General features: G+C 69.0%; 21 protein-coding genes. 15 read left to right on the top strand and 6 right to left on the bottom strand.

Going from position 1 to position 24,738, the window contains the following annotated elements:
- The 10 genes from ACT53U_RS15995 to moaA all read left to right on the top strand — a co-directional run bounded on the left by ACT53U_RS15995 (nt 1) and on the right by moaA (nt 9,684).
- Nucleotides 1–1,440: a hydrogenase 4 subunit D gene (locus ACT53U_RS15995; protein ID WP_476156746.1), complete on the top strand. Its 1,440-nt coding sequence runs from the start codon at nt 1–3 to the stop codon at nt 1,438–1,440.
- Nucleotides 1,441–1,450: 10 nt separating this feature from the next.
- Nucleotides 1,451–2,104: a hydrogenase 4 membrane subunit gene (hyfE, locus tag ACT53U_RS15990; protein WP_476134102.1), complete on the top strand. Its 654-nt coding sequence runs from the start codon at nt 1,451–1,453 to the stop codon at nt 2,102–2,104.
- Between the two features lie 5 nt (nt 2,105–2,109).
- Nucleotides 2,110–3,684, top strand: coding sequence for a hydrogenase 4 subunit F (locus ACT53U_RS15985; protein ID WP_476156744.1), 1,575 nt, complete (start codon nt 2,110–2,112; stop codon nt 3,682–3,684).
- A 25-nt stretch (nt 3,685–3,709) separates the two neighbouring features.
- Nucleotides 3,710–5,425, top strand: coding sequence for a hydrogenase large subunit (locus ACT53U_RS15980; RefSeq protein ID WP_476156742.1), 1,716 nt, complete (start codon nt 3,710–3,712; stop codon nt 5,423–5,425).
- Between the two features lie 17 nt (nt 5,426–5,442).
- Complete coding sequence (locus ACT53U_RS15975; RefSeq protein ID WP_476156740.1) at nt 5,443–5,994, top strand: formate hydrogenlyase complex iron-sulfur subunit; 552 nt, start codon at nt 5,443–5,445, stop codon at nt 5,992–5,994.
- A complete protein-coding gene (locus ACT53U_RS15970; RefSeq protein WP_476156738.1) occupies nt 5,991–6,788 on the top strand; it encodes an NADH-quinone oxidoreductase subunit B family protein in 798 nt (265 codons plus the stop codon). The genes ACT53U_RS15975 and ACT53U_RS15970 overlap by 4 nt, the downstream gene beginning before the upstream one ends.
- Nucleotides 6,785–7,183 carry a formate hydrogenlyase maturation HycH family protein gene (locus tag ACT53U_RS15965; RefSeq protein WP_476156737.1) on the top strand — a complete coding sequence of 133 codons (399 nt, stop codon included), beginning with the start codon at nt 6,785–6,787 and terminating at the stop codon, nt 7,181–7,183. The genes ACT53U_RS15970 and ACT53U_RS15965 overlap by 4 nt, the downstream gene beginning before the upstream one ends.
- Nucleotides 7,180–7,638 carry a hydrogenase maturation peptidase HycI gene (gene hycI / locus ACT53U_RS15960; RefSeq protein WP_476156735.1) on the top strand — a complete coding sequence of 153 codons (459 nt, stop codon included), beginning with the start codon at nt 7,180–7,182 and terminating at the stop codon, nt 7,636–7,638. Before ACT53U_RS15965 ends, hycI begins: the two co-directional genes overlap by 4 nt.
- 58 nt (nt 7,639–7,696) lie before the next feature.
- Nucleotides 7,697–8,596, top strand: a complete 900-nt coding sequence (locus ACT53U_RS15955) for a formate/nitrite transporter family protein (protein ID WP_476156733.1) — start codon at nt 7,697–7,699, stop codon at nt 8,594–8,596.
- A gap of 65 nt (nt 8,597–8,661) precedes the next feature.
- Nucleotides 8,662–9,684, top strand: coding sequence for a GTP 3',8-cyclase MoaA (moaA, locus tag ACT53U_RS15950; RefSeq protein ID WP_476156731.1), 1,023 nt, complete (start codon nt 8,662–8,664; stop codon nt 9,682–9,684).
- Between the two features lie 79 nt (nt 9,685–9,763).
- Here the strand turns inward: moaA and fdhD are convergent, their stop codons facing one another.
- Nucleotides 9,764–10,603 carry a formate dehydrogenase accessory sulfurtransferase FdhD gene (gene fdhD, locus ACT53U_RS15945; RefSeq protein ID WP_476156729.1) on the bottom strand — a complete coding sequence of 280 codons (840 nt, stop codon included), beginning with the start codon at nt 10,601–10,603 and terminating at the stop codon, nt 9,764–9,766.
- A gap of 541 nt (nt 10,604–11,144) precedes the next feature.
- Between fdhD and ACT53U_RS15940 the strand changes: the two genes are divergently transcribed.
- From ACT53U_RS15940 to ACT53U_RS15930, 3 genes are read left to right on the top strand one after another with little or no spacing between them, the layout of a single operon-like run.
- Entirely contained in the window at nt 11,145–12,299 is a 1,155-nt protein-coding gene (locus ACT53U_RS15940; protein WP_476156728.1) for a patatin-like phospholipase family protein, read from the top strand.
- 33 nt (nt 12,300–12,332) lie between these two features.
- Nucleotides 12,333–14,204, top strand: a complete 1,872-nt coding sequence (locus ACT53U_RS15935) for a hypothetical protein (protein WP_476156727.1) — start codon at nt 12,333–12,335, stop codon at nt 14,202–14,204.
- 13 nt (nt 14,205–14,217) lie between these two features.
- Nucleotides 14,218–15,786 (top strand): MBL fold metallo-hydrolase, encoded by a 1,569-nt coding sequence (locus ACT53U_RS15930; RefSeq protein ID WP_476156725.1) that lies wholly within the window; start codon nt 14,218–14,220, stop codon nt 15,784–15,786.
- 19 nt (nt 15,787–15,805) lie between these two features.
- Here the strand turns inward: ACT53U_RS15930 and ACT53U_RS15925 are convergent, their stop codons facing one another.
- The 5 genes from ACT53U_RS15925 to ACT53U_RS15905 form a co-directional block, all read right to left on the bottom strand.
- Entirely contained in the window at nt 15,806–17,038 is a 1,233-nt protein-coding gene (locus ACT53U_RS15925) for a hypothetical protein (RefSeq protein WP_476156723.1), read from the bottom strand.
- Nucleotides 17,039–17,129: 91 nt separating this feature from the next.
- Nucleotides 17,130–18,251 carry a DegT/DnrJ/EryC1/StrS family aminotransferase gene (locus ACT53U_RS15920; RefSeq protein ID WP_476156721.1) on the bottom strand — a complete coding sequence of 374 codons (1,122 nt, stop codon included), beginning with the start codon at nt 18,249–18,251 and terminating at the stop codon, nt 17,130–17,132.
- Between the two features lie 63 nt (nt 18,252–18,314).
- The gene (locus ACT53U_RS15915) at nt 18,315–19,454 is read right to left on the bottom strand and encodes an ATP-grasp domain-containing protein (protein WP_476156719.1); all 1,140 of its coding nucleotides are present in this window, start codon (nt 19,452–19,454) and stop codon (nt 18,315–18,317) included.
- Nucleotides 19,451–20,530, bottom strand: a complete 1,080-nt coding sequence (locus tag ACT53U_RS15910; protein ID WP_476156717.1) for a Gfo/Idh/MocA family protein — start codon at nt 20,528–20,530, stop codon at nt 19,451–19,453. The genes ACT53U_RS15915 and ACT53U_RS15910 overlap by 4 nt, the downstream gene beginning before the upstream one ends.
- 155 nt (nt 20,531–20,685) lie before the next feature.
- On the bottom strand, nt 20,686–21,786 hold the full coding sequence (locus tag ACT53U_RS15905; protein ID WP_476156715.1) for an FkbM family methyltransferase: 1,101 nt from the start codon (nt 21,784–21,786) through the stop codon (nt 20,686–20,688).
- A gap of 315 nt (nt 21,787–22,101) precedes the next feature.
- Here ACT53U_RS15905 and glpD point away from each other — a divergent pair, with 315 nt between their 5' ends.
- Complete coding sequence (gene glpD / locus ACT53U_RS15900) at nt 22,102–23,637, top strand: glycerol-3-phosphate dehydrogenase (protein ID WP_476156713.1); 1,536 nt, start codon at nt 22,102–22,104, stop codon at nt 23,635–23,637.
- Complete coding sequence (locus ACT53U_RS15895) at nt 23,634–24,734, top strand: ABC transporter ATP-binding protein (RefSeq protein ID WP_476156712.1); 1,101 nt, start codon at nt 23,634–23,636, stop codon at nt 24,732–24,734. Before glpD ends, ACT53U_RS15895 begins: the two co-directional genes overlap by 4 nt.
- Nucleotides 24,735–24,738: the final 4 nt, after the last annotated feature.

The raw sequence follows: 24,738 nt of genomic DNA, 5'->3' as shown, positions 1-24,738 counted from the left end.
ATGATCAATCTCGCACTCGCGACCATCCTGTTGCCCTTCGTCGGGGCGATCGTGGTGGCGCTCGCCCCCCAGCCTGCGGCCAAGACGATCGGTCGTCTGTCCGCCGGCCTCTCCTTCCTCTCGGTGCTGACGCTGGCGATCTCCTTCGCCCGCGGCGGCAAGGTGGCCGTCGAACGCGCCGTCCTGAGCTTCGGCGACGTCGAAGTCCTCGGCTTCGCGGTCGACAAGGTGTCGGTCCTCGTCGCGGTGGCGGTCGTCGCCATCGGCCTGCTCGTCACCATCTACTCGGTCGACTATTTCTCGGCCGGCAACCGCGAACACGCCGACATCGGCCGGCGTCGCTTCTGGTCCTTCATCCTGGTCTTCATCGGGGCGATGGCGGGTCTCGTCTTCACCTCGACGGTGATCGGCCAGCTGGTGTTCTTCGAGATCACCGGCGCCTGCTCCTGGGCGCTGATCGGCTACTACGAGAAGCCCAAGGCGCTCGCCTCGGCCCTCAAGGCGCTGATCGTCACCCACATCGCCTCGCTCGGCCTCTATGCCGCGGCCGTGGTGCTGTTCCTGTCGACCGGCACCTTCGCCCTGTCGGCGATCGGCACTCTGCCGGTCGCGACCAAGACCATCGTCCTCCTGGCGATCCTGGTCGCCGCCTGGGGCAAGTCGGCGCAGCTGCCCTTCCACATGTGGCTGCCCGACGCGATGGAGGCGCCGACCCCGGTGTCGGCCTATCTCCATGCCGCTTCGATGGTGAAGGTCGGCGTCTACATCTACGCCCGCGCACTGATGTCGGCGAACGGCGCCCCGGAGATCGTCGGCTGGGTCGGCACGATCATGGCCGTGATCACGCTGGTCTATGGCTTCGCCATGTACCTGCCGCAGGCCGACCTCAAGCGCCTCCTCGCCTGGTCGACCATCACCCAACTCGGCTACATCTTCCTCGGCCTGTCGCTGTCGGTGTTCGGTTCGCAGCTCGCCTTCGACGGCGCGATCGCCCACATCTTCAACCACGCCTTCGCCAAGACGCTGTTCTTCCTGGTGGCGGGTGCGCTCAGCTACACCGCCGGCACCCGCATGCTGCCGGTGCTGCGCGGCATCCTGGCGAAGTCGCCGATCCTCGGCATCGGCTTCGTGGTGGCGGCCTTCGCCATCACCGGCGTGCCGCCCTTCTCGGGCTTCTTCTCGAAGTTCGCGATCTTCGCCAGCGGCTTCCGGATGGCCGATGCCCATCCGGCGCTGTGGATCCTGGTCGCCGTCGCGCTGCTCGAGTCGGTCGCGTCCTTCGCCTGGTTCCTGAAGTGGATCGGCAAGACCGTCCCCGGCACGCCGTCGGAGACGATGGCCGCCGCCCAGCCGGTCCCCGCCTCGATGCGCTTCGTGCTCACCGTCCTGATCGTGATGGCCGTCGCGTCGTCCTTCATCGCCACCGCCTGGCTCGGTTGAGGAGGCAGACATGTCCGGATTTCAACTCGTCAACGGTCTCGCCGGCCTGCTGATCGTCACCTCGCTCCTGGTCATCACGGCACGGCGTCCGACCGGGTCCGCCTTCTACTACGCGCTGCAGTCGCTGGTGCTCGTCGCCATCTTCCTGACGCTCGGTGCCACGGTCGGTTCGCATGAACTGACCGCCTGGGCCGCGACCTCCTTCGTCACCAAGGTCCTCCTGGTGCCGATCCTGATGACGCGCCTCCTCGGCCGGCTCGACGACGTCAAGCTCGGCTCGGGCGAACGCGTGCCGCCGGCCGTCTCGGTGTTGATGGCCGCCGTCGTCGTCGTCCTGTGCTTCTGGGTGGTGGACGGCGTGTCGCTGCCGGCCGCCGAAGCGATCAAGCCGGCGCTCGCCGTCTCGCTCGGCCACTTCTTCCTCGGCCTCGCGGCGATCGTCACTCAGCGCAACATCCTCAAGCAGGTGTTCGGCTACTGCCTGATGGAGAACGGCTCGCACCTGACGCTGGCGCTTCTCGCCGCCAAGGCGCCGGAAGTCGTCGAGATCGGCATCGCCACCGACGCCGTCTTCGCCGTGGTGATCATGGCCGTCCTCGGCCTGCAGATCCACCGCACCCTCGGCACGCTCGACGCCGACCAGCTCACGTCTCTGAAGGGATGACCGCCATGGTGCCCTCTATCCTTCCCCCCCTGATGCTCGCCGTGCCGCTGGTGGCCGCGATCTCCATCGCGCTGCTGCCCGCCCGCGACGGCGGCAACCGCACCATCGAAGCGGTCCACGTCGGCTCCGGCGTGGTGGTGGCCCTGGCCTCGCTCACCGCGGTCGGACGCGTCCTCGCCGGCGCCGATCTCTCGGCGATCGGCGGCTGGTTCGTGATCGATCCGCTGGCGGCGATCTTCGTCGCCCTGATCGGCCTCGTCGGCCTCTTCACCGGCCTCTACGCCGTCGCCTACGTCCGCCACGACGTCGCCCACGGCGAGCTGACGCCCGCCAAGCACAAGCTGTTCTTCGCCTTCTTCCAGTTCTTCGTCTTCACGATGATGCTCGCGGTCACCTCGAACAACATCGTGCTGACCTGGGTGGCGGTGGAAGCGACGACGCTGGGCTCGGCCTTCCTCGTCGGTCTCTACGGCCGGCGCTCGAGCCTCGAGGCGGCGTGGAAATACGTCATCATCTGCACCGTCGGCGTGGCCTTCGGCCTCTACGGCACCGTGCTGACCTTCGCCGACGGCGCCGCCGCCTTCGGCGATCCCGAGAAGGCGGTGTTCTGGACCTCGCTCACGGCCGATGCCGCCCGGCTCGACCCGATGCTCGCCAAGATCGCCTTCGTCTTCGTGCTGATCGGTTTCGGCACCAAGGCCGGCCTCTTCCCGATGCACGGCTGGCTGCCGGACGCCCACTCGGAAGCCCCGAGCCCGGTCTCCGCGCTGCTCTCCGGCGTTCTCTTGAAGTGCGCGCTCTTCGTGGTGATCCGCTATCTCGCCGTCACCTCGCGCGCCGTCGGCCCCGAGTTCCCGCAGATGCTGCTGCTCGCCCTCGGCTTCCTGTCGGTCACCGTCGCCGTCTTCCTCTTCCTCGTCCAGAAGGACCTGAAGCGGAAGCTCGCCTACTCGAGCGTCGAGCACGTCGGCCTGATCGCCATCGGCCTCGGCTTCGGCGGCCCGCTCGGTGTCGGCGCGGCGCTGCTGCATGCGATCAACCACTCCTTCGCCAAGTCGCTGATCTTCTGCGCCTCGGGCAACGTGCTGATGAAGTACGGCACCCGCGACCTGACCCAGGTGAAGGGCCTGCTCCGCGTCGCCCCGGCGAGCGGTGTGATGATCCTCATCGCCGCCCTGGCGCTCGCCGGCTTCCCGCCCTTCGCGGTGTTCGTCTCCGAGTTCCTGGTGATCGGCGCGGGCTTCGCGGCGGGTCAGTGGCTGCCGGCGATCGTGCTCGGCCTGCTGCTCACCATCGCCGTCGCCGCCTTCGTCCAGATCATCTCCGGCTCGGTGCTCGGCAAGGCGCCGGAGACGGTTCCGGTCGGCGACGTCGGCTGGCGGGCGCTCGCCCCGATGTGGGCGCTGGTGGCGATCGTCGTGGCGCTCGGCGTCGCGGTGCCGCGGCCGGTCGGCCAGCTGGTGCGCGAAGCGACCGCCGTCGTCGTCGGTGGCGACCGCGGTGCCGTGATCGCGGCCCCCTGGCAGAAGTCCCTCGAACCGGTCGCTGCCCTCGCCCCCCGGGCCGAGCCGCGCATCTGACCCGCCGTCTTCAGGAGACGAGATCATGAACGTCATGCCCAAGCTCCCGGTCGGCGCCTCGCACATCGCCGCTCTCCGGGCCCAGTTGCCCCACGCCGTGCTCGACGAGAGCCGCCAGACCGCCGACCAGCTCACCGTCACGGTGAAGCTCGACAGCCTGCCGGAAGCCGTCGCCTATCTCTACTACGGCCGCGGTGGCTGGCTGTCGGTGGTCGTCGGCAACGACGAGCGCGCGCTCGACGGCACCTTCGGCCTCTACTACGTGCTGTCGATGGAGGAAGAGGACCCCTGCTACGTGGTGGTCCACGCCAAGGTGCCGGAAGGCAAGGAGGAGTTCCCCTCGGTCACGCCCAAGGTGCCCGCCTGTGTGTGGGGCGAGCGCGAGGTGCGCGACATGTACGGCCTGGTGCCGGTCGGTCTGCCCGACGCCCGCCGTCTGGTGCTGCCCGACGACTGGCCGGAGAACCTCCACCCGCTGCGCAAGGACGCGATGGACCATCGCTTCCGCCCGGCGCCGGTGAAGGACGACGAGACCTACTCCTTCGTCAACGACTCCGACCGCGAGACCACCGTCGTCCCGCTCGGACCGCTGCACATCACCTCCGACGAGCCGGGCCACTTCCGCCTCTTCGTCGACGGTGAGGACATCATCGATGCCGACTACCGGATGTTCTACGTCCACCGCGGCATGGAGAAGGTGGCCGAGACCCGCATGGGCTACGACGAGGTCACCTTCCTCGCCGATCGCGTCTGCGGCATCTGCGGCTATGCCCATTCGGTCGCCTACGCCAACTCGGTCGAGAACGCGCTCGGCATCGAGGTGCCGCTGCGCGGTCAGGCGATCCGCTCGATCCTGCTCGAGACCGAACGGCTGCACAGCCATCTGCTCAACCTCGGCCTCGCCTGCCACTTCGTCGGCTTCGACACCGGCTTCATGCAGTTCTTCCGCATCCGCGAGAAGTCGATGATGCTGGCCGAGATGCTGACCGGCAATCGCAAGACCTATGCGATCAACCTGATCGGCGGCGTCCGTCGCGACATCCTGGGCGAACAGAAGGCCCGCACCCTCGCCACGGTGCGCGAGCTGCGCGACGACGTCACCCGTCTCGTCGACATGCTGATCTCGACCGCCAACGTCGAAGGCCGCGTCAAGGGCGTCGGCATCCTCGACCCCAAGGTCGCCCGCGACTACTCGCCGGTCGGCCCGCTGGTCCGCGGTTCGGGTCACCGCCGCGACACCCGCGTGCTGCATCCCTTCCAGGGCTACAAGCTGACGGATCTCGGCATCAACACCGGCGACGGCTGCGACGTGCTCGCCCGCACGCTGGTGCGCGTGCAGGAGGTCTTCGACAGCATCGGCCTGATCGAGGCGCTGCTCACCGACACCCCGTCCGGCCCGATCCTCACCGAGGACTTCACCTACAAGCCGCACAAGTTCGCCCTCGGCTTCACCGAGGCGCCGCGCGGCGAGGACATCCACTGGTCGATGACCGGCGACAACCAGAAGCTCTGGCGCTGGCGCTGCCGTGCCTCGACCTACGCCAACTGGCCGGTGCTGCGCTACATGCTGCGCGGCAACACGGTGTCGGACGCACCGCTGATCGTCGCCTCGATCGACCCCTGCTACTCGTGCACCGACCGCGTCACCGTCGTCGACGTCAAGAAGGCCACCCAGAAGACCATCCCCTACAAGGAGATGGAACGCTACTGCCGTGACCGCACCGCATCGCCGCTGAAGTGAGATCGGGAGAGACGACCATGTTCAAGCTCATCAAGGAGATCTTCCGATCCGGCGAAGCGACGGTGAAGTACCCCTTCGCCCCGCTCGCCATGGAGAAGGACCTGCGCGGCAAGCCGGAGCACACGCCCGAGCAGTGCATCGCCTGCGCCGCCTGCACCATCGCCTGCCCGGCCAACGCCATCACGATGGCGACCGACGTCGAGGCGGCGACCCGCACCTGGTCGATCGACTACGGCCGCTGCGTCTTCTGCGGCCGTTGCGAGGAGGTCTGCCCGACCGACGCGATCCGGCTGACGCAGGAATTCGAACTGGCGGTGGCCAACCGCGCCGATCTCGTCATGAAGGCGGTGTTCAAACTCGCCCGCTGCGAGGTCTGCGACACGCCCTTCGCCGTCGCCAAGGAAGTCGCCTACGTCCAGGACATCGTCGCCCTCGGGGCGCCGACCGCCGACGAGGCGGCTCAGCGTCGCCGGTTGGCGGCCACGTGTCCCGCCTGCAAGCGCATCCACGACGTGACCCAGATCGCCGCCTTCGGCGTCGCCCGCCGCATCGAGGAGACCCGTCGATGACCCGCCTTCCCACCGTCGACCAGTTCACCCCCGCCTCCGGCATCGGCAGGATCGACACGCCGGCCGACATCGCCCGGATGAAGGGGGCGCTGCTGAAGGACATCCAGCGCTCGGCCTACGTCTACCGGGTCGATTGCGGCGGCTGCAACGGCTGCGAGATCGAGATTTTCGCCGCCATCACGCCGCTCTTCGATGCCGAACGCTTCGGCATCAAGGTGGTGTCCTCGCCGCGCCATGCCGACGTCCTGCTGTTCACCGGCGCGGTGACCCGCTCGATGCGGATGCCGGCGCTGCGCGCCTACGAGGCCGCCCCCGATCCGAAGATCGTCGTCTCGTATGGTGCCTGCGGCTGCTCGGGCGGCATCTTCCACGACCTCTACTCGGTCTGGGGCGGCACCGACAAGATCGTGCCGGTCGACGTCTACATCCCCGGCTGTCCGCCCTCGCCGGCGGCCACCATCTACGGCTTCGCCGTGGCGCTCGGTCTGCTCGGCCATAAGCTGAAGGCGAAGACCCACGTCGAGGGCGAGAACGAGCGCGTCGCGATCGCCCATCCGACCGTGCCCTACAATCTGCGCGTCCTGATCGAACGCGAGGCGCGCCGGATGGCGGGCTACCGCCAGGGCGGCGACCTCGCCGAGGTCTTCCTCGCCGCGATGGAGGCCCCGGAGGGTCGGCCCTTCGCCGACCGCCTCGACGGCCTGATGCGCACCACGTCCGATCCGCGCACGCGCGAGATCTTCGAAGCGCTCGGCGGCGTGATCACCGCCGCGATCGGGAGGCTGGCCAGATGAACGTCGTCTTCTACCGCCTCGGCGAGAAGTTCCTGGAGCGCCAGGAAGACGTTCCCGCCTCGTCGAAGAACGTCGTCTATCACGCACTGGCGATCGGCCATCACGTCGGCGTCTTCGACTGTTTCAAGCCGTTCCTGCGCTGCTCGGGCGATTTCTGGGAGCGCCTCCTGGCGCTCCTGCCGGAGGGCGAGGCGCGGCGCAAGCTCGAAGGCGTCGACCGCTTCGGCGAGATCATGGTCGACCGCACCCACACCGCCCTGATCGGCAAGGCCTTCGCCGAGGCGCGCCCGCGTCTCGACGAAGACATGGTCGAATGGTGCGACACGTTCCAGACTTCGCTCGCCGCCATCGAGATGGAACCGGCGATCTATCTGATGGGGAGGAAGGTGCCGTGACCGACATCGTGTTCACCGTCGGCAATTCGCTGATGGGCGACGACGGCGCCGGGCCGCTCCTGGCCGAACGGCTGGAGCGGGAACCGGCGTCCGGCTGGGAGGCGATCGACGGCGGCTCGGCCCCCGAGAACGTCATGCATGCGGTGCGGGCCGCAAATCCCGACCGGGTTCTGCTGGTCGACGCGGCCGAGATGGGGCTTCCGCCCGGTTCGATCCGCCGGATCGATCCGGGGATGGTCGCCGATCGCTTCCTGATCGACACCCATGCGATCCCGCTCGACTTTCTGATCGCCTCGCTCGGCGAGACGGTCGGCGAGGTGATCTTCGTCGGCATCCAGCCGGCGCGGGTCGCCTTCTACGAAGACATGACGCCGGCGGTCTTGGCGGCCGTCGACCACCTCCACCGCGGGTTGGCGGGCGGTCTCGATCCGGCATTGCTGCCGCCCGTCGTCTGAAGTGGACAGCCCCACCCGCGCACTCCATCACGGTACCAGGACCAACAGGAGACCGACAATGGCAGACAAGGCCACCCCGTCGGCGCCGGCCCTCTTCGGATCGGACGCCTATTCCCCCGCCGAAATCCAGGACAAGGTCGAGAAACTCGGCGTCAAGAAGGCCCACATGCCCTTCCTGCCCGAGCTCGTGCTGGCGATCGTCGCCGGTGGCTCGATCGGCCTCGGCGGCATGTTCTTCGCCATCGTGCTCGGCGATCCCACCCTCGGCTATGCCGCCCAGCGTCTGCTCGGAGGCGTGGTCTTCACCCTCGGCCTCGGCCTGGTGATGATCGCCGGCGCCGAACTCTTCACCGGCAACTGCCTGATCGTCATGGCCTGGGCCAACCGGCAGATCACGACGTCGGAAGTCCTCAAGAACTGGGCGACCGTCTGGTTCGGCAATCTGATCGGCGCGCTCGGCCTCGTGTTCCTGTTGTGGATGTGTCACTTCCCCGACCTCAACGGCGGCAACGTCGGACTGGGGATGCTGAAGCTCGCGGTGTCGAAGCTCACGCCCGACTTCGTGACGATCTTCTTCAAGGGCATCATGTGCAACATCCTGGTCTGCCTCGGCGTCTGGCTCGCCTATGCCGGCCGCTCGGTCGCCGACAAGATGGCCGGCATGGTGTTCCCGGTCGCCGCCTTCATCGCCGCCGGCTTCGAACACTGCATCGCCAACATGCTGTTCCTGCCGATGGCCTGGCTGATGACCGTCACCGGTCACGTCCCCGCCGGCTTCGACACCTCGGTGATCACCATCCCCGCGATCATCCACAATCTCGTCCCCGCCACGCTCGGCAACATCGTCGGCGGCGCCGGATTCGTCGGTGCGATCTACTGGCTGATCTACCGCAAGGGCCTCGGCGGCATCACGCCGCTGCCGCGCGACGACGGCCCCATCGCCCGCCCGGCGGAATGACCGAGTGCCCGGCGCGGAGGGCACCCCTCCCTCCGCGCCTCCCTCCCGCGGTCCGGAACGACGCCATGACCAGCCAGCCTCTCCACGACGCGAACCCCCGCCTCGTCGACGGCCACGATCGGCGCATCGACTATCTCCGCGTCTCGCTCACCGACCGCTGCAACTTCCGCTGCGGCTACTGCATGGGCGAGGACGCGACCTTCCTGCCGCGACGCGAGCTTCTCGCCCTCGAGGAGATCGATCGGCTGGCCTCGATCTTCGTCGCACTCGGTGTCCGCCGCCTGCGGCTGACCGGCGGTGAACCGCTGGCGCGCCGCGGCGTCGTCGGCCTGGTGCGCGGTCTGTCGCGCCATTTCACCGACGGCCGGCTCGACGAGATCACGCTCACCACCAACGGCTCTCTCCTCGCCCCCGTGGCCGAGGACCTGTTCTCGGCCGGCGTGCGGCGGGTCAACGTCTCGCTCGACACGCTCGACCCCGTCCGCTTCGCCGAGATCTGCCGCACCGGCCGGCTCTCCGACGTGCTCGACGGCCTCGACGCGGCCCGCCGCGTCGGCATGGGCGTGCGCCTCAACGCCGTCGTCATGGCCGGCGTCAACGATCACACCATCGAAGACCTGATGCTCTTCGCCCACGATCGCGGCATGAGCCTCGCGCTGATCGAGACCATGCCGATCGGCCACGGCGGCATCGAGCCGTCGAACCGCTACGTGCCGCTCGAGGCCGTGCGCCGCCGGCTCGAGCAACGCTGGACTCTCACCGACCTGCCCGACCGGACGCAGGGTCCGGCGCGATACGCCGAGGTCGTCGAGACCGGCGGACGCATCGGCTTCATCACCCCGATGAGCCACGGCTTCTGCGCCACCTGCAACCGCGTGCGCCTCTCCGCCGACGGCCGCCTCACGCTCTGCCTCGGCCGCTCCGGCGGCGTCGATCTGAAGACGCTGCTGCGGTCGAGCGAGAGCGACGACCCGGTTGCCGCGGCGATCGTCGCGGCGATCGCCCGGAAGCCCGGCGGCCACGCCTTCGATCCGACCCGCGCCGACTTCGGCCGCGTCGACCGGGCGATGTGGGAGACCGGCGGCTGATACCGCCGGAACGACGAACGCCGCGGAAACCGCGGCGCTCGATCCTTCGAAATCCCTGGAGAAACGCCGGCTGCCCGCGTCATGACGCGACGGCGATGTCCGTCTCGAACCCGACCCGCGACGGCGACGCATAGAGCGTGAAGCGCCGTTCGCGGGCGAAGCCGACCAGCCCGACATGCGCCTTTTCCGCCAGTTCGACCGCCAGCGACGTCGGTGCCGACACCGCCGCGACCAGCGCGATGCCGGCGGCGGCGGTCTTGTGGACGAGTTCGTAGGAGCAGCGGCTCGACATCAGGACGAAGCCGCGCGCCGTGTCGATGCCGGCGGCGAGCACGGCACCGATCGTCTTGTCGAGCGCATTGTGGCGGCCGACGTCCTCGCGCACGACGAGGATCCGCCCGTCGAGATCGCAGAAGGCGGCGGCATGGACCGCACCCACCTCGGCATTGAGCGCCTGATGAGGCGCGAAGTCGGCGATCGCCCGACGCAGCGCGGCCGGCGCGATCCGCGTGGTCGTGGCGACGCGGGCGACCGGGCGCAGCGCCTCGGAGAAGCGGTCGACGCCGCACAGGCCGCAGCCCGAGCGACCCGCGAGCGAACGCCGCCGTGCGTCGAGCGCCAACGCCCGGCTCTCGGGAACCTCGATCCGCACCTCGATGCCGCGGGCCTCGCGGCGGAGTTCGATCGCCCCGATCTCGTCGATCGTCTCGACCACGCCCTCGGTGAGGGCGAAACCGCGCGCAAAGTCCTCGAGATCGGCCGGCGTCGCCAGCATGACGGCGAAGGATCGGCCGGCGAACATCAGGGCGATCGGCAATTCGACGGCGATGCGCTCGTCGACGGAGCGGCTCTGCCCGCCGTCGTGCCGGCAGGCGACCACCGGCCGACAACCTGCGGTCTCGGCAGAAGACGTTGTCATGGCGATGGTCCATCGCAGTCGTTCAATGCCTTCAGAATTGCACACTACTCCATTTCTTACAAATGTTTTCCTGATATGATTTGTTTATCGACCGATAATTTGATCGTATCATTCGACGATATAGATGTAACATCGCGATGTTATTAATTTGCCTGAGCGTATAGTTGCTCTTCATATATTGAAGTATTGGCATTCTCCCGTGTTTGCGGCAGTAAACTCTGCCGTAAATCGATTTCCCTGCTATTCGACCCGCCTCCTTGCGTCGATCGTCGGCGTGAAGAGGATGCGACTTCGCGAGCCCGCCTGTCGTCCGGCCGGCGTCGTCGTGTCCGAGAAGTGCGTCGCATCGCGTCGTGCCATGGTCGATCCGTCGTCCCCACGAGCTCGGTGTGCACCCGTCGCGGTTTGCGAATCCTGCTTGCGCAAAGCGCGATGGTGTGCGCTAGATCGATACTCGCGATGGTTTAATCCCTCGCGCTCCGAGACCGGCGGATGCCGGCGGGAAGATGACCGGGGAACCAATCTCCGGCGGGGGGGCGACATGACCGACACGACGACGCACGACGATCCGAAGCAGCCCGAAGACGGCATCGGCCTCTGCCTGTCGGGCGGCGGCTATCGCGCCATGGTCTTCCATCTCGGGACGCTCATTCGGCTGAACGAAGCCGGGCTCTTGGGCAAGATCGCGCGGTTCTCCAGCGTCTCCGGCGGATCGATCACTGCCGCGCAGCTCGGCCTGAAGTGGAGCAGCCTCGACTTCGACGCCGCCGGGCGGGCGCGGAAGCTCGACACGGTCGTCGCCGACATCCGGCGGATGGCCTCGACGAGCGTCGACGCGGGCGCCATCATCGGCGGCATCTTCCTGCCGGGCCATGTCTCCGACCGCGTCGTGGCCGCCTATGCGAAGACGCTCTTCGGCGACGCGACGCTGCAGGACCTGCCCGACGACACCGGCGGCAAGGCGCCGCGTTTCGTCATCAACGCGACCAACGTCCAGACCGCCGCCCTGTGGCGGTTCTCCCGCCCCTACATGGGCGACTACCGCGTCGGTCTGGTGCCTCGGCCGACGACGAAGCTCGCCGTCGCGGTCGCCGCTTCCTCGGCCTTCCCGCCGGTCCTGTCGCCGCTGGAGATGACCGTCGCCCAGCCCTGGGACCCGACGGTCGCGGCCGACCTGACCGGGCCGGAGTTCCGCAACCGGATCGTCCTCTCCGACGGCGGCGTCTACGACAATCTCGGCCTCGAGACGGTCTACAAGCGGTATCGCACCGTGCTCGTCTCCGACGCCGGGCAGAAGATCGAACCGGAGGCCGACCCGAAGGACGACTGGGCGCGGCACTCGATCCGCATCATGAACATCATCGACGATCAGGTGCGCAACCGGCGCAAGATCGAACTGATCGATGCCTACGAGCGGGGCGATCACGACGGCGCCTATTGGGGCATCCGCACGCGTTTCGCCGACTACCACCTCGCCACCGATCCGCTCGGCTGCACCGGGCGCGATCCGACAGGGCTCGCCGCGATCCCGACGCGGCTCGCCGCCATGCCGACGGCCGAGCAGGACGCCCTGATCAACTGGGGCTATGCGGTCACCGACGCCGCGTTGCGGGCCCGGTTCGGGCCGGCGCTGCAGAAGCAGTACGGCGTGACGATCGCCGCTCCGAAGGGATTTCCCTGCCCGGGCGGCTACTGAACCACCCCGATCGCATCGAAGCGGAGGACGACCATGCCGCTGCCGAGATCGAGCCGCTCCGAACGATCCGCCCTGCCCTTCCGCCGTCTCAGGATCTACGCCTTCGACCCGTCGGCATCGCTCGATCTGCAGTTGGCCGTGGTCAACGAGGCGACGGTCCAGATCGACGGCGAAGCGCTGGAACCCGGGCCGATCGGCGAATATGTCGCCGTGGTCGACGTCGACCCCTCGTCCGGCGGCTTCTACGCGCCGGTCGATCTCGACGAGCCGGCGCTCCTCGTCCAGAACGGCACCGCGCCGTCGGAGGGTAATCCGAAGTTCCATCAGCAGATGGCCTACGCGGTGGCGATGACCACCATCCGCAACTTCGAACGCGCGCTCGGACGCAAGGTCCTGTGGGCGCCGCGCGTCGATCGCGACGAGAAACAGGCCTACGTCCAGAGGCTGCGGATTCATCCGCATGCGCTGCGCGAGGCCAACGCCTACTACAGTCCAGAGCGCAAGGCCCTGCTCTTCGGCTATTTCCGCGCATCACAGACCGACGCGGGGCGAAACCTGCCCGGCGGCCTCGTCTTCACCTGCCTCTCGCACGACGTGATCGCCCACGAGACCACCCACGCCATTCTCGACGGCATGCATCGTCGCTACATCGAGGCGAGCAACGTCGACATGCTGGCGTTCCACGAGGGCTTCGCCGACATCGTCGCGCTGTTCCAGCACTTCACGCTCGCCGACGCGCTGCGTCAGCAGATCGAGCAGACCCGCGGCGACCTCGGCAAGCGCTCGATGCTGAGTGGGCTCGCCCGGCAGTTCGGCGAGGCGATCGGCCACTACGGGGCCCTGCGCGAGGCCATCGACGACGTCGATGCCGACGGCATGCCCGACCCCACGAAGCTCGCCGAGACGCTCGAGCCGCACGATCGCGGCGCCATCCTGGTGGCGGCGGTGTTCGACGCCTTCGTCACCATCTATCGCGCCCGCATCGCCGACCTCCTGCGTCTGGTGACGGGCGACGGCACACGCTTCCCCGACGGTGATCTCCACCCCGATCTCGTCGGACGCCTCACCACCGAGGCGGTCAAGGCGGCCGGTCACGTGCTGCGCATCTGCATCCGGGCGCTCGACTATCTGCCGCCGGTCGACGTCACCTTCGGCGACTATCTGCGGGCGCTGATCACCGCCGACCACGATCTCGTCGCCGACGACGACCGCGGCTATCGCATCGCCTTCATCGAGGCGTTCCGGCGCCGCGGCATCTATCCCAAGGGGTGCCGGTCGCTGTCGATCGAGAACCTGTTGTGGTCGCCGCTGGAGATGCAGATCAAGTTCGGCCCTCTGTGGCGCCGGCCCTTCCACCACGAGGAATCGCGCGAGGCGCTGTTCCTCGACGCCCGGCGGCGGGCCGTCGAACTCAGGGACTGGATCCTCGCCAACCGCGACGTCTTCGGCGAGGACGCCGCGCGGAGCCTCGGCCTGCGCCTCGGCGCCGATGCACCGAAGACCATCCGGCGGCGGCGCGACACCGGCCTGCCGCACATCGAGGTCCATTCGGTCCGGCTGGCCGACCGGGTCGGGCCGGACGGCCAGCGCGAGCCGCAGGTCATCATCGAGATCACGCAGGAGCGCCGTGCCTATCGCACCGCCGAACTCCAGGCCGAGATGGACGACGTCGGCCGCCGGCACGGCGTTCGTCCCGACTTCACCTTCCGTGGCGGCGCGACGCTGATCCTCGACGCCCGCACCCACCGGATCCGCTACGCGATCGTCAAGGCGATCGACAGCGAGACGCGGCTCGCGACGGAGCGCGCCTTCCGCTTCGGCGGGGCGGCCGAGACCCTGGGCGCGACCTATTTCGGGGCGTCGCGCCAGCGCGAACCCTTTGCCTTCCTCCATCGCATGCTCTGACGGGAGGGATCCCATGGCGAAACGGCAGACGGCCGCCTCGACCCGCCGGCTCACGGTGCGGATGTACCGCGACATCCTCGGCGACTGTTTCCTGATCCGGGCGCCGAAGGACGACGGGATGGTCAACGTCCTGATCGACTGCGGCATCCTCCAGGGAATGAAGGACGCCGCCGCGCGGGCGAAGCGGATCATGCAGGACGTCGCCACGACCACGGGCAACCGCCTCGACGTCCTGATCGTCACCCACGAGCACTGGGACCATCTCTCCGGTTTCGATCAGGCGAAGGAGATCTTCGCCGACATCGCCGTATCGGAACTCTGGCTCGCCTGGACCGAGGACCCGCGCGACGAACTCGCCCGCAGGCTGGGGGAGGGTCGCAGTCGGGCGTTGAACATCGTCTGGAAGGGCCGGCGGGCGGCGATGGCGATGGCGGAGCCCCGACGCGAGGTCTCACCCGAGCTGGAGCCGCTCGAAGACGAACGGAGCGGTGGCGCGGGCTTCGCCGGGATCCTGGCCTTCGCCGGCCTCGCCGGCGGCGACCTCGGTGCGAACGCCGCCACCGCGGCACGCTCGAAGACCGCGGCCATCCTCGATCTCCTGCGCTCCAAGGCGGCGCGGGTGCGCTACTTCACGCCGGGCGTCGATCCCGTGCCCGTCGCCGGGCTTCCCGATCTCAGCGCCTACATCCTCGGCCCGCCGCGCGACGAGGCTCTCCTGAAACGCAGCGCACCGCACAAGGGGACGCAGGAGGTCTATCAACTGGCCGCCGGCGACGTCGACGACCTGTTCCACCTCGCCGCCCTCGACGTCGACGGAGACGGAACGACGGCGGCGGATGCCGAGCTCACGCTGCCCTTCGGCAAGCGACTGCTGCTGAAACGACCGCAGAACGACGGGCCGGCCGCGCCGGGGCGGGAGGATTCCGAAGCGCTCCGATTTCTCCGAGAGGCCTATCTCGATCCCGAGGACGCGTGGCGCAACATCGATCAGGACTGGCTTCTCGCCGGCGAGCAGCTGGCGCTCAAGCTCGACAACGACACCAACAACACCAGCCTCGCCATCGCCTTCGAGATCGGGACCGGCCGGGACGCGCGCGTCATGCTGTTTCCCGGCGATGCCCAGGTCGGCAACTGGCTGTCGTGGAGTTCGCTCGCCTGGGTCGGAAAGGATGCCGCCGGCAAGGAGAGCCGAAGGGGAATCGAAGATCTCTTCGCCCGCACCGTCCTCTACAAGGTCGGCCACCACGGCAGCCACAACGCGACGCTGCGGGAGCGCGGCCTCGAGCTGATGACCAGCCGCGATCTCGTGGCGATGGTGCCGGTGGTCGAATCCTTCGCCAACGACGCCGCCAAGAACTGGCACATGCCGTTCCCGTCGTTGTTGACGCGGCTCGAGGAGAAGACCGGGCGCCGCGTCATCCGCGCCGATCGGGACGTCGCGGACTTCGATGCCGTCGCCCGCGCGTTCGCCGACAAGCCGGGCGAGCTGTCGGCGCAGGAATGGAGCCGCTTCCGCAGCGCCGTCCGGGAGATCTCCGACCGCGGCGGCCCGATCGCCATCGAATTCGCGATCGACATGTGAGGGGAAGGCCCGCCGCCGTTCACGCCTCGGCCGGCCGGCCGTCGTAGGGGAATTCGCCGCGCACCAGTTCGCCGATCCGCCGGCGATAGTCCTCGCGGTCGTAGAGCGCGTCGATCGTCGCGCGCCAGGCGTCGCCGACGGCGCGGTAGCGCGCCTCGTCCTGCGAGAACGACCGGATCAGGCCGGGCAGGCGGGCGATCATGTCGTCGCCGTCGCGAAGCATGTTCTCGCGGGTGCCGAGGTCCTTCGAGGGGAAGAAGCGCTCCTCGAAGATCGCGAAGCTGAGGCCACCCTGCTGGATCGGCTGGGAGAAATAGCCGTCGAAGCCTTCGCCGAAGGTGATCGAGAACATGCAGCGCGTCGCCAGATCCATGAACGTGTCGAAGGAGATGCCGCGGATTTCGCGCAGTTCGAAGTCGGGCAGTTCGCGCGCCAGCGCCGCCAGAACCGCCGCCCTGTGCGGCGCCGGATCGGGCGAATGGATGATCAGCTTCTCCTTCTCGGCGAAGGGCGCCGGCGGATAGGGCGTGAGGTCGGTGAAGGCCGGCAGCAGCATGGTCGGCAGATCCCAGCGCTCGGCGACCTCACGGGTGAAATAGGCGTGATGGGCGACGCTCTGCGTCACCACCGGCGTCAGTGCCCGCAGCCGATCGACCGCCGCGCGCGGCGGCATCAGGTCGATGTTCTGGTTGAGGACGTGGATGCGGAAACGCGACAGCCCTTCGAGGAAATGCCGCTCGCGCACCTCGAGACCGTCGACGAGGTCGGAGGCGACGAATTCCGGAATCACCAGCAGCAGCTCATCGAGCGCCGCGCAGCGCATCAGCTGGGGGAAGCGGAAGACGGTCTCGGCGTTGGTGAAACGGGTGTTGCGGAAATGGGTGATCGGCGCCGCCTGGGGCCGCGTCACGACGACGACCTCGAAGCCGTGCGACCGCTTCTGGCGGCGCAGCTCGGCGGCGATCGAGAACAGCGAATGGATGCCGCCGTTCATCTCGTCGCGCTCGGGTACGACCACCGCGATCACCTTGCGAGCGGTGGCGAGTGCCGCCGGGAAGGCGGCGTCCTGGAGCAGGCGCGAGGCGACGGCGAGCTCGTAGGCGTGCGGGGTCGGCGGATCGGTGCGGTACCAGGCGCGGCCGGCGAGAAGCCGACGGGCGGTGGCGTCGCGCACCTGCCGGCGCCGCACCTTGTCGGCGACGAAGAGCGCCCTCAGCCCGGCGAGAAACCGCACGATCCGGTACTTCAGCATGCCGCCCCCTCGAACTGCGCCCTGTCGGCTCCGCGCCGCGCCGAACCATGCCATGGCCGGCGCCACGGCGGGAGTCCGCCCACGTTCGGGCTCAGCCGACCTCGCCGCGGAACACCTTTTCGATGTCGGCGACGTCCTCCGCCTCGACGCCCGAGTGGAACGGCAGGCAGAGCACCCGGCGCTTGACCGTCTCGACGTAGGCGACGTTGCGCGTCGTGACGATCGGCCGGCCGCGGTAGGGCTCGAAGTCGGTGCAGATCGGGTGGAAATACTTCCGGGCGTGGATGCCGATCCGCTTCAGCGCGTCGTAGAGATCGTCGCGGCTGCGACCGAAGACGGTCTCGTCGACGACGATCGGGAAGTACTGCTCGGAATGGACGACACCCGGTTGCTCGGGCGGGAGGCCGATGCCCGGCAGGTCGGCGAGGAAGCCGCGATAGGTCGCCCGGAGGCGGCGGCGCTCGGCTTGTTCGGCCTCGACCAGCGGCAGATTGAGCAGGCCGACGATCGCCTGCAGCTCGTTCATCTTGCCGTTGATGCCGACCGAGACGACCTCCTCCTCGTTCTTGATGCCGAAATTGCGCAGGAAATAGATCGTCTCGGCATCCTCGCGCCGATCGGTGGTGATCATCCCGCCTTCCAGCGTGTGGAAGAGCTTGGTGGCGTGGAAGGAGAAGACCGAGGCATCGCCGAAGGTGCCGATGCCGCGCCCGTTCACCGTCGTGCCGAAGACATGGGCCGAATCGTAGATCAGCCGCAGGCCGTGGCGGGTGGCGATCGCCTGCAGCGCGTCGAGATCGCAGACCGTGCCGTAGACGTGGACGGCGAGGATGGCCGACGTCTTGTCGGTGATCGCCTTCTCGACGGCGTCGGGCGAGAGTGTCAGCGTCTCGGGGTCGACGTCGGCGAAGACCGGCTCGAGCCCGTTCCAGGTGATGGCATGGGCGGTCGCCGCGAAGGTCAGCGGCGTGGTGATCACCTCGCTGCCGGGCGGCAGGTCGAACATCTTCAGCGCGGCGAGCAGCGCGATCGTGCCGTTGTTGAAGAGCTTGGCGGTCGGCACGGCGAGCCGGTCGGCCAGCGCCGCCTCGAGCCGCTGGTGGAAGGGGCCGCCGTTCGACAGGATGCGGCTCTTCCAGACCTCGTTCGCCATGCGCTGGAAGTCGCCTTCGTCGGGCATGATCGGTCGGGCGACGTAGAGGGGCCTCGGCATGGTGGCGGTTCCTGCATTCGCGGCCCTGCGGCCGGCGCGAAGGTGAACGATCGCATCCCGCCGTCAGAGCGGGCGATAGACGCGCCGCTCGAGAAACAGTCGATAGGCCTCGTCGCGGCTCGCCTCGTCGATCGGCTCGACGAAGAGCACGCCGATGCGGCCGGCATGGCCCGGCGCCAGCGGTTCGCCCAACCCCTGGAGCGCGAAGAAGGCGCGCACCGGCAGGAGGTGGTCGAAGCCGAGGCCGGAATAGATGCGGGCCTCGGGCGAGGTCACGGTATGGCGCACGACCGGGCGGCGCTCGGTCGCGGCGGCGGTCAGCGGCTCACCGAGGAAGTGCGACGCGTATTTCGCCGCGTGGCGGTAGCCGGTCGAATATTCGATCAGCAGCGCGTAGAGGTCGCCCGGGCAGCGCCGGGTGATCTCGACGATGGAGACGCGTTCGCCGTCCCACAGGAACTGCAGGTGGACGAGACCGTCGACCAGACCCAACGCCTCGGCGATGCGGTCGACCGCGGTCGCGAGCTGGGCGCGCGCCGCCTCGGGCATGTCGAAGACGACGTGGCTGGTGTCGACGGCGTAAGGATCGACCGACGAGCCTTCGATCACGAAAGTGCCTTCGACGGCGCGGCGGTTCGCGATGAAGACCGACCAGCTGTGCAGCTGTCCGGTGACGAAGGGCTCGATCAGCAGGCGGCCGGTCGGGCTCGCCGCCGTGGCGCGGTCGATCGCGTCGCGGCTCGCCTGCCGGTCGGCGGCGTCGAAGACCGTGATGCCACGACCGCTGAAGGCATCGACCGGCTTGCAGATGAAGCGCCCGGTGGCAGGCAGCTTCGCCGGATCGATCGCCCGCGGCGCCGGCAGGTCGAGATCGGCGCAGAGCGCGCGGAACGCGGCCTTGTCGGAGAGCGTGTGGTTGGCCTTCGCGCCGTCGAGCCTGCCGTCGCCGCCGGCGATCGCCACGCAGGTGGCGATCGAGACGTCGGTGCAGCCGGGCACCAGACGGTCGATGCCGAGGCGTTCCGCGTGGCCGGCGACCGCCGCGACGTCGGAATAGTCCTGTTCGATCCAGCGCTCGCCGGCCTCGCGGGCGATGGCGTCGCGGGCGCGGTTGCCCATCACCCAGACGTCGTGGCCGCGTTCGACGAGGTGGCGGAAGATCGGCAGGGCCGAGAAGCCGGTGTCGACGAGCAGGACCTTCATGACCGCACCGTCTCCGCCGCGCCGTCGTCGACCGAGGCGACCGCGACCGTCGCGCCGGTGGCGATCGAGCGGCGGATGGCGTTGACGACGCGCAGGTTGTTCCAGCCGTCGCGGGCGGTGACGCGCGGCGTCGCGCCGTCGGCGATCACCGCGACGAAATGGTCGAGTTGCGCCTCGAGCGGGTCGCGGCGGCGGAAGTCGATCCGGCCGTGCTCGAAGGGCTTCCACCACGAACTGCCCTCGGCCGAGGCGTAGCTGCGGGTGCGCATCGAGGGGAAGTCGAGCGATCCGCGGGTGCCGGCGAAGTGCCAGCAGTTCTCTTCGGGAAAATGGGGATAGGACGGGTTCTCGCCCGAGGTCATCTCCCAGCTCTTCGAGCTCGCGGCGGTGTCGGACAGCAGGAAGGTGCCGAGCGCGCCGTTCTCGAAGCCGAAGGTCATCGCCACAGTGTCCTCGACCTCGTAGCCGCGGGTGCGCTGCGAGGCCACCGCCGAGACCTTTTCGATCTCGCCGGCGAAATGCCGCATCAGGCCGATCTCGTGGATCAGGTTGATCAGGATCGGGCCGCCGCCGATCTTCGTCCGCCACGGGCCGTCGAGGAAATACTGGGCGGGCTTGTAGAACAGCGCCGAGCCGGTCAGCGCCACCATGTCGCCGAAGGCGTCGCTGTGGAGGAAACTGTCCGCCGCCGCCAGCAGCGGGCTGTAGGTGCGGTGATGGCCGACCAGGATCGGCACGCCCGCCGCCTCGGCGGCTTCCGTCAGCCGCCGCCCCTCGTCGAGCCGGTCGGTGATCGGCTTCTCGACCAGCGTCGGGATGCGCCGGTCGATGCAGGTCATCGCCTGGGCGAAGTGGAACTCGTTGGGCGAGGAGACGATGGCGCCGTCGATCGTCTCGGCGGCGAGGGCGGCCTCGACGCTTCCGTAGAGCGGCGTCTCGTGGGCGCGGGCGAAAGCGAGGTTCTCCTCGCTCGTCGGCGCGACCACGGCGGCGAGGCGGCATCGCGGATGGGCGCGGACCAGACGGGCATGCTGCGTGCCGATCAGTCCGGGCCCGGAGAGCAGGATGGAGATCATGTCGTCGTCGACCGAGCGTGTAGGCACCGACCCTCCGGCGGCCTGAGCCACCGGAGGCGGGCAATTCGAGAAGCCCACTTGCTACATCCCGGGGTGCCGCTTGTCGAGGTCGGGGGCCTGCGGGGCCCCGCGGCGCGCCGCCGCCGGCCGTCGCCTCAGGCCTTCTTCGGCACGAAATACATCACCGTCTCCGACCAGCCCTCGGTGTAGTGGCGCAGGTGGAGGTCGTAGTCGACGCCGAGCGACAGGACGTATTCCGGGATCTCCCAGAAATCCGAGGCGCGGTGATAGACGGCGATCGCCAGGATCGGCCGGTCGGCGGCGATGTGGCCGGCGGCGCCCTTCAACGCCGGGATCTCCCAGCCCTCGAGGTCCATCTTGACGAAGGAGACCGGCTCGTCGACGGCGGCGTCGAGCGTCGTCACGTCGATGAAGGACGAGCCTTCGTCCGAAACCGCGCTCGCCGATCCGGCGTCGGAGGAGAAGGCGAGACGCCCGGCGGTGTCGGAGACGCCGAGCGGCACGAAGCGGATGTCGCGCACGCCGGCGAGACGGGCCTGGGCGGCGGCATGGTTCTCGGCCGAGGGCTCGAACAGATGAACGCGGGCGTAGTCGGGATGGCGGCGGACGAACTCCTCCGTCGTGTCGCCGTCGAAGCCGCCGCAGTCGACGAAGACCGCCCCGGCGGCGGGCGCGGCGAATGGCTCGAAATACTGGTCGCGCAGCGCGACGCGGAAGCCCTCCATCAGGGCGATGTCGGCGGTCAGGCGATAGGCGACGAGCGTGTCGAAGATCCGGATCGATTCCGCGTCGGCGAGCCGGGCGCGGACGGCGCTCCAGCGCGCCGCGTGCGCGGCGAAGGCCTCGCGCGCCTCCGCCACGAAGGCGGGCAGCGGCAGGTCGGAGGCCGGATCGCGCGTGAGGTCGGCATAGGCGAGGATCCGCGCCTCGGGGATCGCCTCGAGCCGGCGGCGGGCCGAGAGCGGGCTGATCGAGGTCGAGGCGTTGATCACGGTCGCGCCGCGCGGGACGTCCTCGGTGCGCACCTCCGGCGTGCCGTTCCAGGTCGATCCGGGGGCGGCGAAGTCGTTGACGATGCCGGCGACGCGACGGCGCGCGATCAGCGCCGCGGCCTCCGGGTTGCGCCCCATGACGTAGAGCGGCCCGTCGCGCAGGGCGCTGTCGACGGCGTGCGGCGCGGCGCGGCCGGTGAAATCAGCGATCGTCTCTCGTACGAACCGCGCTGCATCGAACATCCGATCGGTCTCCTGTCGGCGAACGCGCGCGAAACCGTCTCGTGCCGCGTGTCGCGGCCGCTCGTCCCCTGGGGGCGGCGGCGCGGGGGGATATTGCTGCGGTCGCGGCGGGGGAGCAACAGGGGATCGACGCCGAGCCCCGCCCGTCCCCGCCATCCGCGGCGGTTTCGCGCCGCGCGGCCGATCACGGATAATTCGAAAAGGGCGTTTCTAATTTCGATTGACTTCGTTTCGCGCGGCAAATAGAAAATCTCACAACAAAAATTCCATGGCAACGACCATGGGAGGGGACGAAATTCACGGGGGAGGATCGGCATGGCCGAGGTCTACGACCTTGCCGTGATCGGCGGCGGCATCAACGGATGCGGCATCGCGCGCGACGCGGCGGGACGGGGTTTGTCCGTCCATCTCTGTGAAATGAACGATCTCGCCAGCGGGACCTCGTCCTGGTCGACGAAGCTCGTCCACGGCGGGCTGCGCTATCTCGAATACTACGAGTTCCGGCTGGTCCGCGAGGCGCTGTTCGAGCGCGAGATTCTGTGGCGCATGGCGCCGCACGTGATCGAGCCGCTGCGTTTCGTGCTGCCGCATCACCGCGGCCTGCGGCCAGCGTGGTTCCTGCGCCTCGGCCTCTTCATCTACGACCATCTCGGCGGCCGCAAGCTGCTGCCCGCCACCCGCACGCTCGACCTCGTCGCCGACGCGGCCGGCGGACCGCTGAAGCCGGGGCTCTTCACCAAGGGTTTCGAATATTCCGACTGTCGCGTCGACGACGCCCGGCTGGTGGTGCTCAACGCCCGCGACGCCGCCGCCCGCGGCGCGGTGATCGAGACCCGCAGCCGTGCGGTGCGCTCGACGCGCGGGACGGACGGCTGGACCATCGAACTCGAAGCGCGCGACGGCGAGAAGCGAAAGACGATCCGCGCCCGCGCCGTGGTCAACGCCGCCGGTCCCTGGGTCGCCGAGGTGCTCTCCGGCGCGCTGGGGTGCAAGCCGAAAGCGAAAGTGCGCCTCGTCCAGGGCTCGCACATCGTGGTGCGCCGGCTCTACGACCACGACCGCTGCTACATCTTCCAGAACGCCGACGGCCGCATCGTCTTCGCCATCCCCTACGAACGCGACTTCACGCTGATCGGCACCACCGACCTCGACTATCGCGGCGACCCGGCCGCGGTCCACGCGACCGAGGCGGAGATCGCCTATCTGCTGGCGGCGGCGGGCGAGTATTTCCGCGAGCCGATCCGCCGCGACGACGTGGTGTGGTCCTATTCCGGCGTCCGCCCGCTCTACGACGACGGCGCCAGCGAGGCGAAGGAAGCGACGCGCGACTATGTCTTCGATCTCGACGACACCGTCGCCGGCGCGCCGCTGCTGTCGATCTTCGGCGGCAAGATCACCACCTATCGCCGTCTCGCCGAAGCCGCGCTGAAGCGGCTCGAGCCGAAACTCGGACGCCTGGCGCCCGCCTGGACCGCCGGCGTGCCGCTGCCGGGCGGTGACTTCGGCGTCGACGGGCGCCCGGCGCTCGAGGCCGCCCTGCGCGTCGCTCATCCCTGGCTCGGCGAAGCCCTCGCCCGCCGGCTGGTCGCGACCTACGGCACCGAGGCGGCGCGCATACTCGCCGGCGTCGCCGACGAGGCCGGGCTCGGCCGACGCTTCGGCGCCGATCTGACGGAGCGCGAGGTCGACTGGCTGATCGAGAAGGAATGGGCGTGCACCGCCGAGGACATCCTGTGGCGGCGCACCAAGCTCGGTCTGAGGACCGGGCCGGAAGACGCGGCGGCGCTCGAAGCGTACGTCGCGAGCAAGCGGTCCGAAGAGGCCGCGGCGACGGGGAGGGTTGCGAAGTGAGCGTGCGTCTCAAGGGCGTGTCGAAGATCGTGGGACGGGAGACGCATCTCGCCGATGTGTCCCTCGCCTTCGAACGCGGCACGCTGAACGTGGTCCTGGGGCCGACGCTGTCGGGCAAGACCAGCCTGCTGCGCGTGCTCGCCGGCCTCGACGTGCCGACCGCCGGCCGGGTGTGGGTCGACGGCGTCGACGTCACCGGCGTCGACGTGCGCAAGCGCTCGGTGGCGATGGTCTACCAGCAGTTCATCAACTATCCGAACCTGACGGTCTTCGAGAACATCGCTTCGCCGCTGCGCGTGCGCGGCGCCGGCCGCGACGAGGTGGAGGCGAAGGTGCGCGCGGCCGCAGCGACCTTGCGCCTCGATCATCTCCTCGACCGTACGCCGCTCGAGCTCTCCGGCGGTCAGCAGCAGCGCTGCGCCATCGCCCGCGCCATCGTCAAGGGTGCCGACCTCGTCCTCCTCGACGAGCCGCTCGCCAATCTCGACTACAAGCTGCGCGAAGAGCTGCGCGAGGAACTGCCGCGGATCTTCGCCGAGAGCGGCGCCGTCTTCGTCTACGCGACGACCGAACCGAGCGAGGCCCTGCTACTCGGCGGCTCGACCGCGGCGATGTCGGAGGGGCGGCTGGTGCAGTTCGGCCCGACGCTCGATCTCTATCGCCGGCCGATCGATCTGCTGGCCGCCCGCACCTTCTCCGATCCGCCGCTCAACGTGATGACGGTGGAGAAGGAGGGCGACACGGTGCGGCTTCCGACCGGCGCTCCGGTCGCCGCCGTCGGCATGCTGGCGCATGCGCCCGACGGCACGCTGCAGATCGGCGTGCGCGCCCACGATCTCTCGCTCGCCGGCATTTCCGAGGAGCCGATCCGGCTGGTCGGCGCGGCGGAAGTGACCGAGATCACCGGATCGGAGAGCTATCTGCACTTCCATGCCGGCCCACTCCACTGGGTGGCGCTGCTGCCCGGCGTCCACGAGATCGCCCCCGGCGCGCCGGTGGCGGTCCGGATCGATCCGCGACGGCTCTTCGTGTTCGATGCGGAAGGACGACTCGTCGCCGCGCCGGACGCCGGTTCGTCGTCCGATCTAATCGATTGAGGCG

This window comes from Pinisolibacter sp. DMC19 (genome assembly GCF_056313985.1).
This window is presented reverse-complemented; position numbering and strand designations above follow the sequence as displayed.

Excerpts from the sequence above, each read along its gene's own strand:
- ACT53U_RS15995 (WP_476156746.1), top strand. The coding sequence starts at position 1 with ATGATCAATCTCGCACTCGCGACCATCCTGTTGCCCTTCGTCGGGGCG.
- hyfE (WP_476134102.1), top strand. The coding sequence starts at position 1,451 with ATGTCCGGATTTCAACTCGTCAACGGTCTCGCCGGCCTGCTGATCGTC.
- ACT53U_RS15985 (WP_476156744.1), top strand. The coding sequence starts at position 2,110 with ATGGTGCCCTCTATCCTTCCCCCCCTGATGCTCGCCGTGCCGCTGGTG.
- ACT53U_RS15980 (WP_476156742.1), top strand. The coding sequence starts at position 3,710 with ATGAACGTCATGCCCAAGCTCCCGGTCGGCGCCTCGCACATCGCCGCT.
- ACT53U_RS15975 (WP_476156740.1), top strand. The coding sequence starts at position 5,443 with ATGTTCAAGCTCATCAAGGAGATCTTCCGATCCGGCGAAGCGACGGTG.
- ACT53U_RS15970 (WP_476156738.1), top strand. The coding sequence starts at position 5,991 with ATGACCCGCCTTCCCACCGTCGACCAGTTCACCCCCGCCTCCGGCATC.
- ACT53U_RS15965 (WP_476156737.1), top strand. The coding sequence starts at position 6,785 with ATGAACGTCGTCTTCTACCGCCTCGGCGAGAAGTTCCTGGAGCGCCAG.
- ACT53U_RS15955 (WP_476156733.1), top strand. The coding sequence starts at position 7,697 with ATGGCAGACAAGGCCACCCCGTCGGCGCCGGCCCTCTTCGGATCGGAC.
- moaA (WP_476156731.1), top strand. The coding sequence starts at position 8,662 with ATGACCAGCCAGCCTCTCCACGACGCGAACCCCCGCCTCGTCGACGGC.
- fdhD (WP_476156729.1), bottom strand. The coding sequence starts at position 10,603 with ATGACAACGTCTTCTGCCGAGACCGCAGGTTGTCGGCCGGTGGTCGCC.
- ACT53U_RS15940 (WP_476156728.1), top strand. The coding sequence starts at position 11,145 with ATGACCGACACGACGACGCACGACGATCCGAAGCAGCCCGAAGACGGC.
- ACT53U_RS15935 (WP_476156727.1), top strand. The coding sequence starts at position 12,333 with ATGCCGCTGCCGAGATCGAGCCGCTCCGAACGATCCGCCCTGCCCTTC.
- ACT53U_RS15930 (WP_476156725.1), top strand. The coding sequence starts at position 14,218 with ATGGCGAAACGGCAGACGGCCGCCTCGACCCGCCGGCTCACGGTGCGG.
- ACT53U_RS15925 (WP_476156723.1), bottom strand. The coding sequence starts at position 17,038 with ATGCTGAAGTACCGGATCGTGCGGTTTCTCGCCGGGCTGAGGGCGCTC.
- ACT53U_RS15920 (WP_476156721.1), bottom strand. The coding sequence starts at position 18,251 with ATGCCGAGGCCCCTCTACGTCGCCCGACCGATCATGCCCGACGAAGGC.
- ACT53U_RS15915 (WP_476156719.1), bottom strand. The coding sequence starts at position 19,454 with ATGAAGGTCCTGCTCGTCGACACCGGCTTCTCGGCCCTGCCGATCTTC.
- ACT53U_RS15910 (WP_476156717.1), bottom strand. The coding sequence starts at position 20,530 with ATGATCTCCATCCTGCTCTCCGGGCCCGGACTGATCGGCACGCAGCAT.
- ACT53U_RS15905 (WP_476156715.1), bottom strand. The coding sequence starts at position 21,786 with ATGTTCGATGCAGCGCGGTTCGTACGAGAGACGATCGCTGATTTCACC.
- glpD (WP_476156713.1), top strand. The coding sequence starts at position 22,102 with ATGGCCGAGGTCTACGACCTTGCCGTGATCGGCGGCGGCATCAACGGA.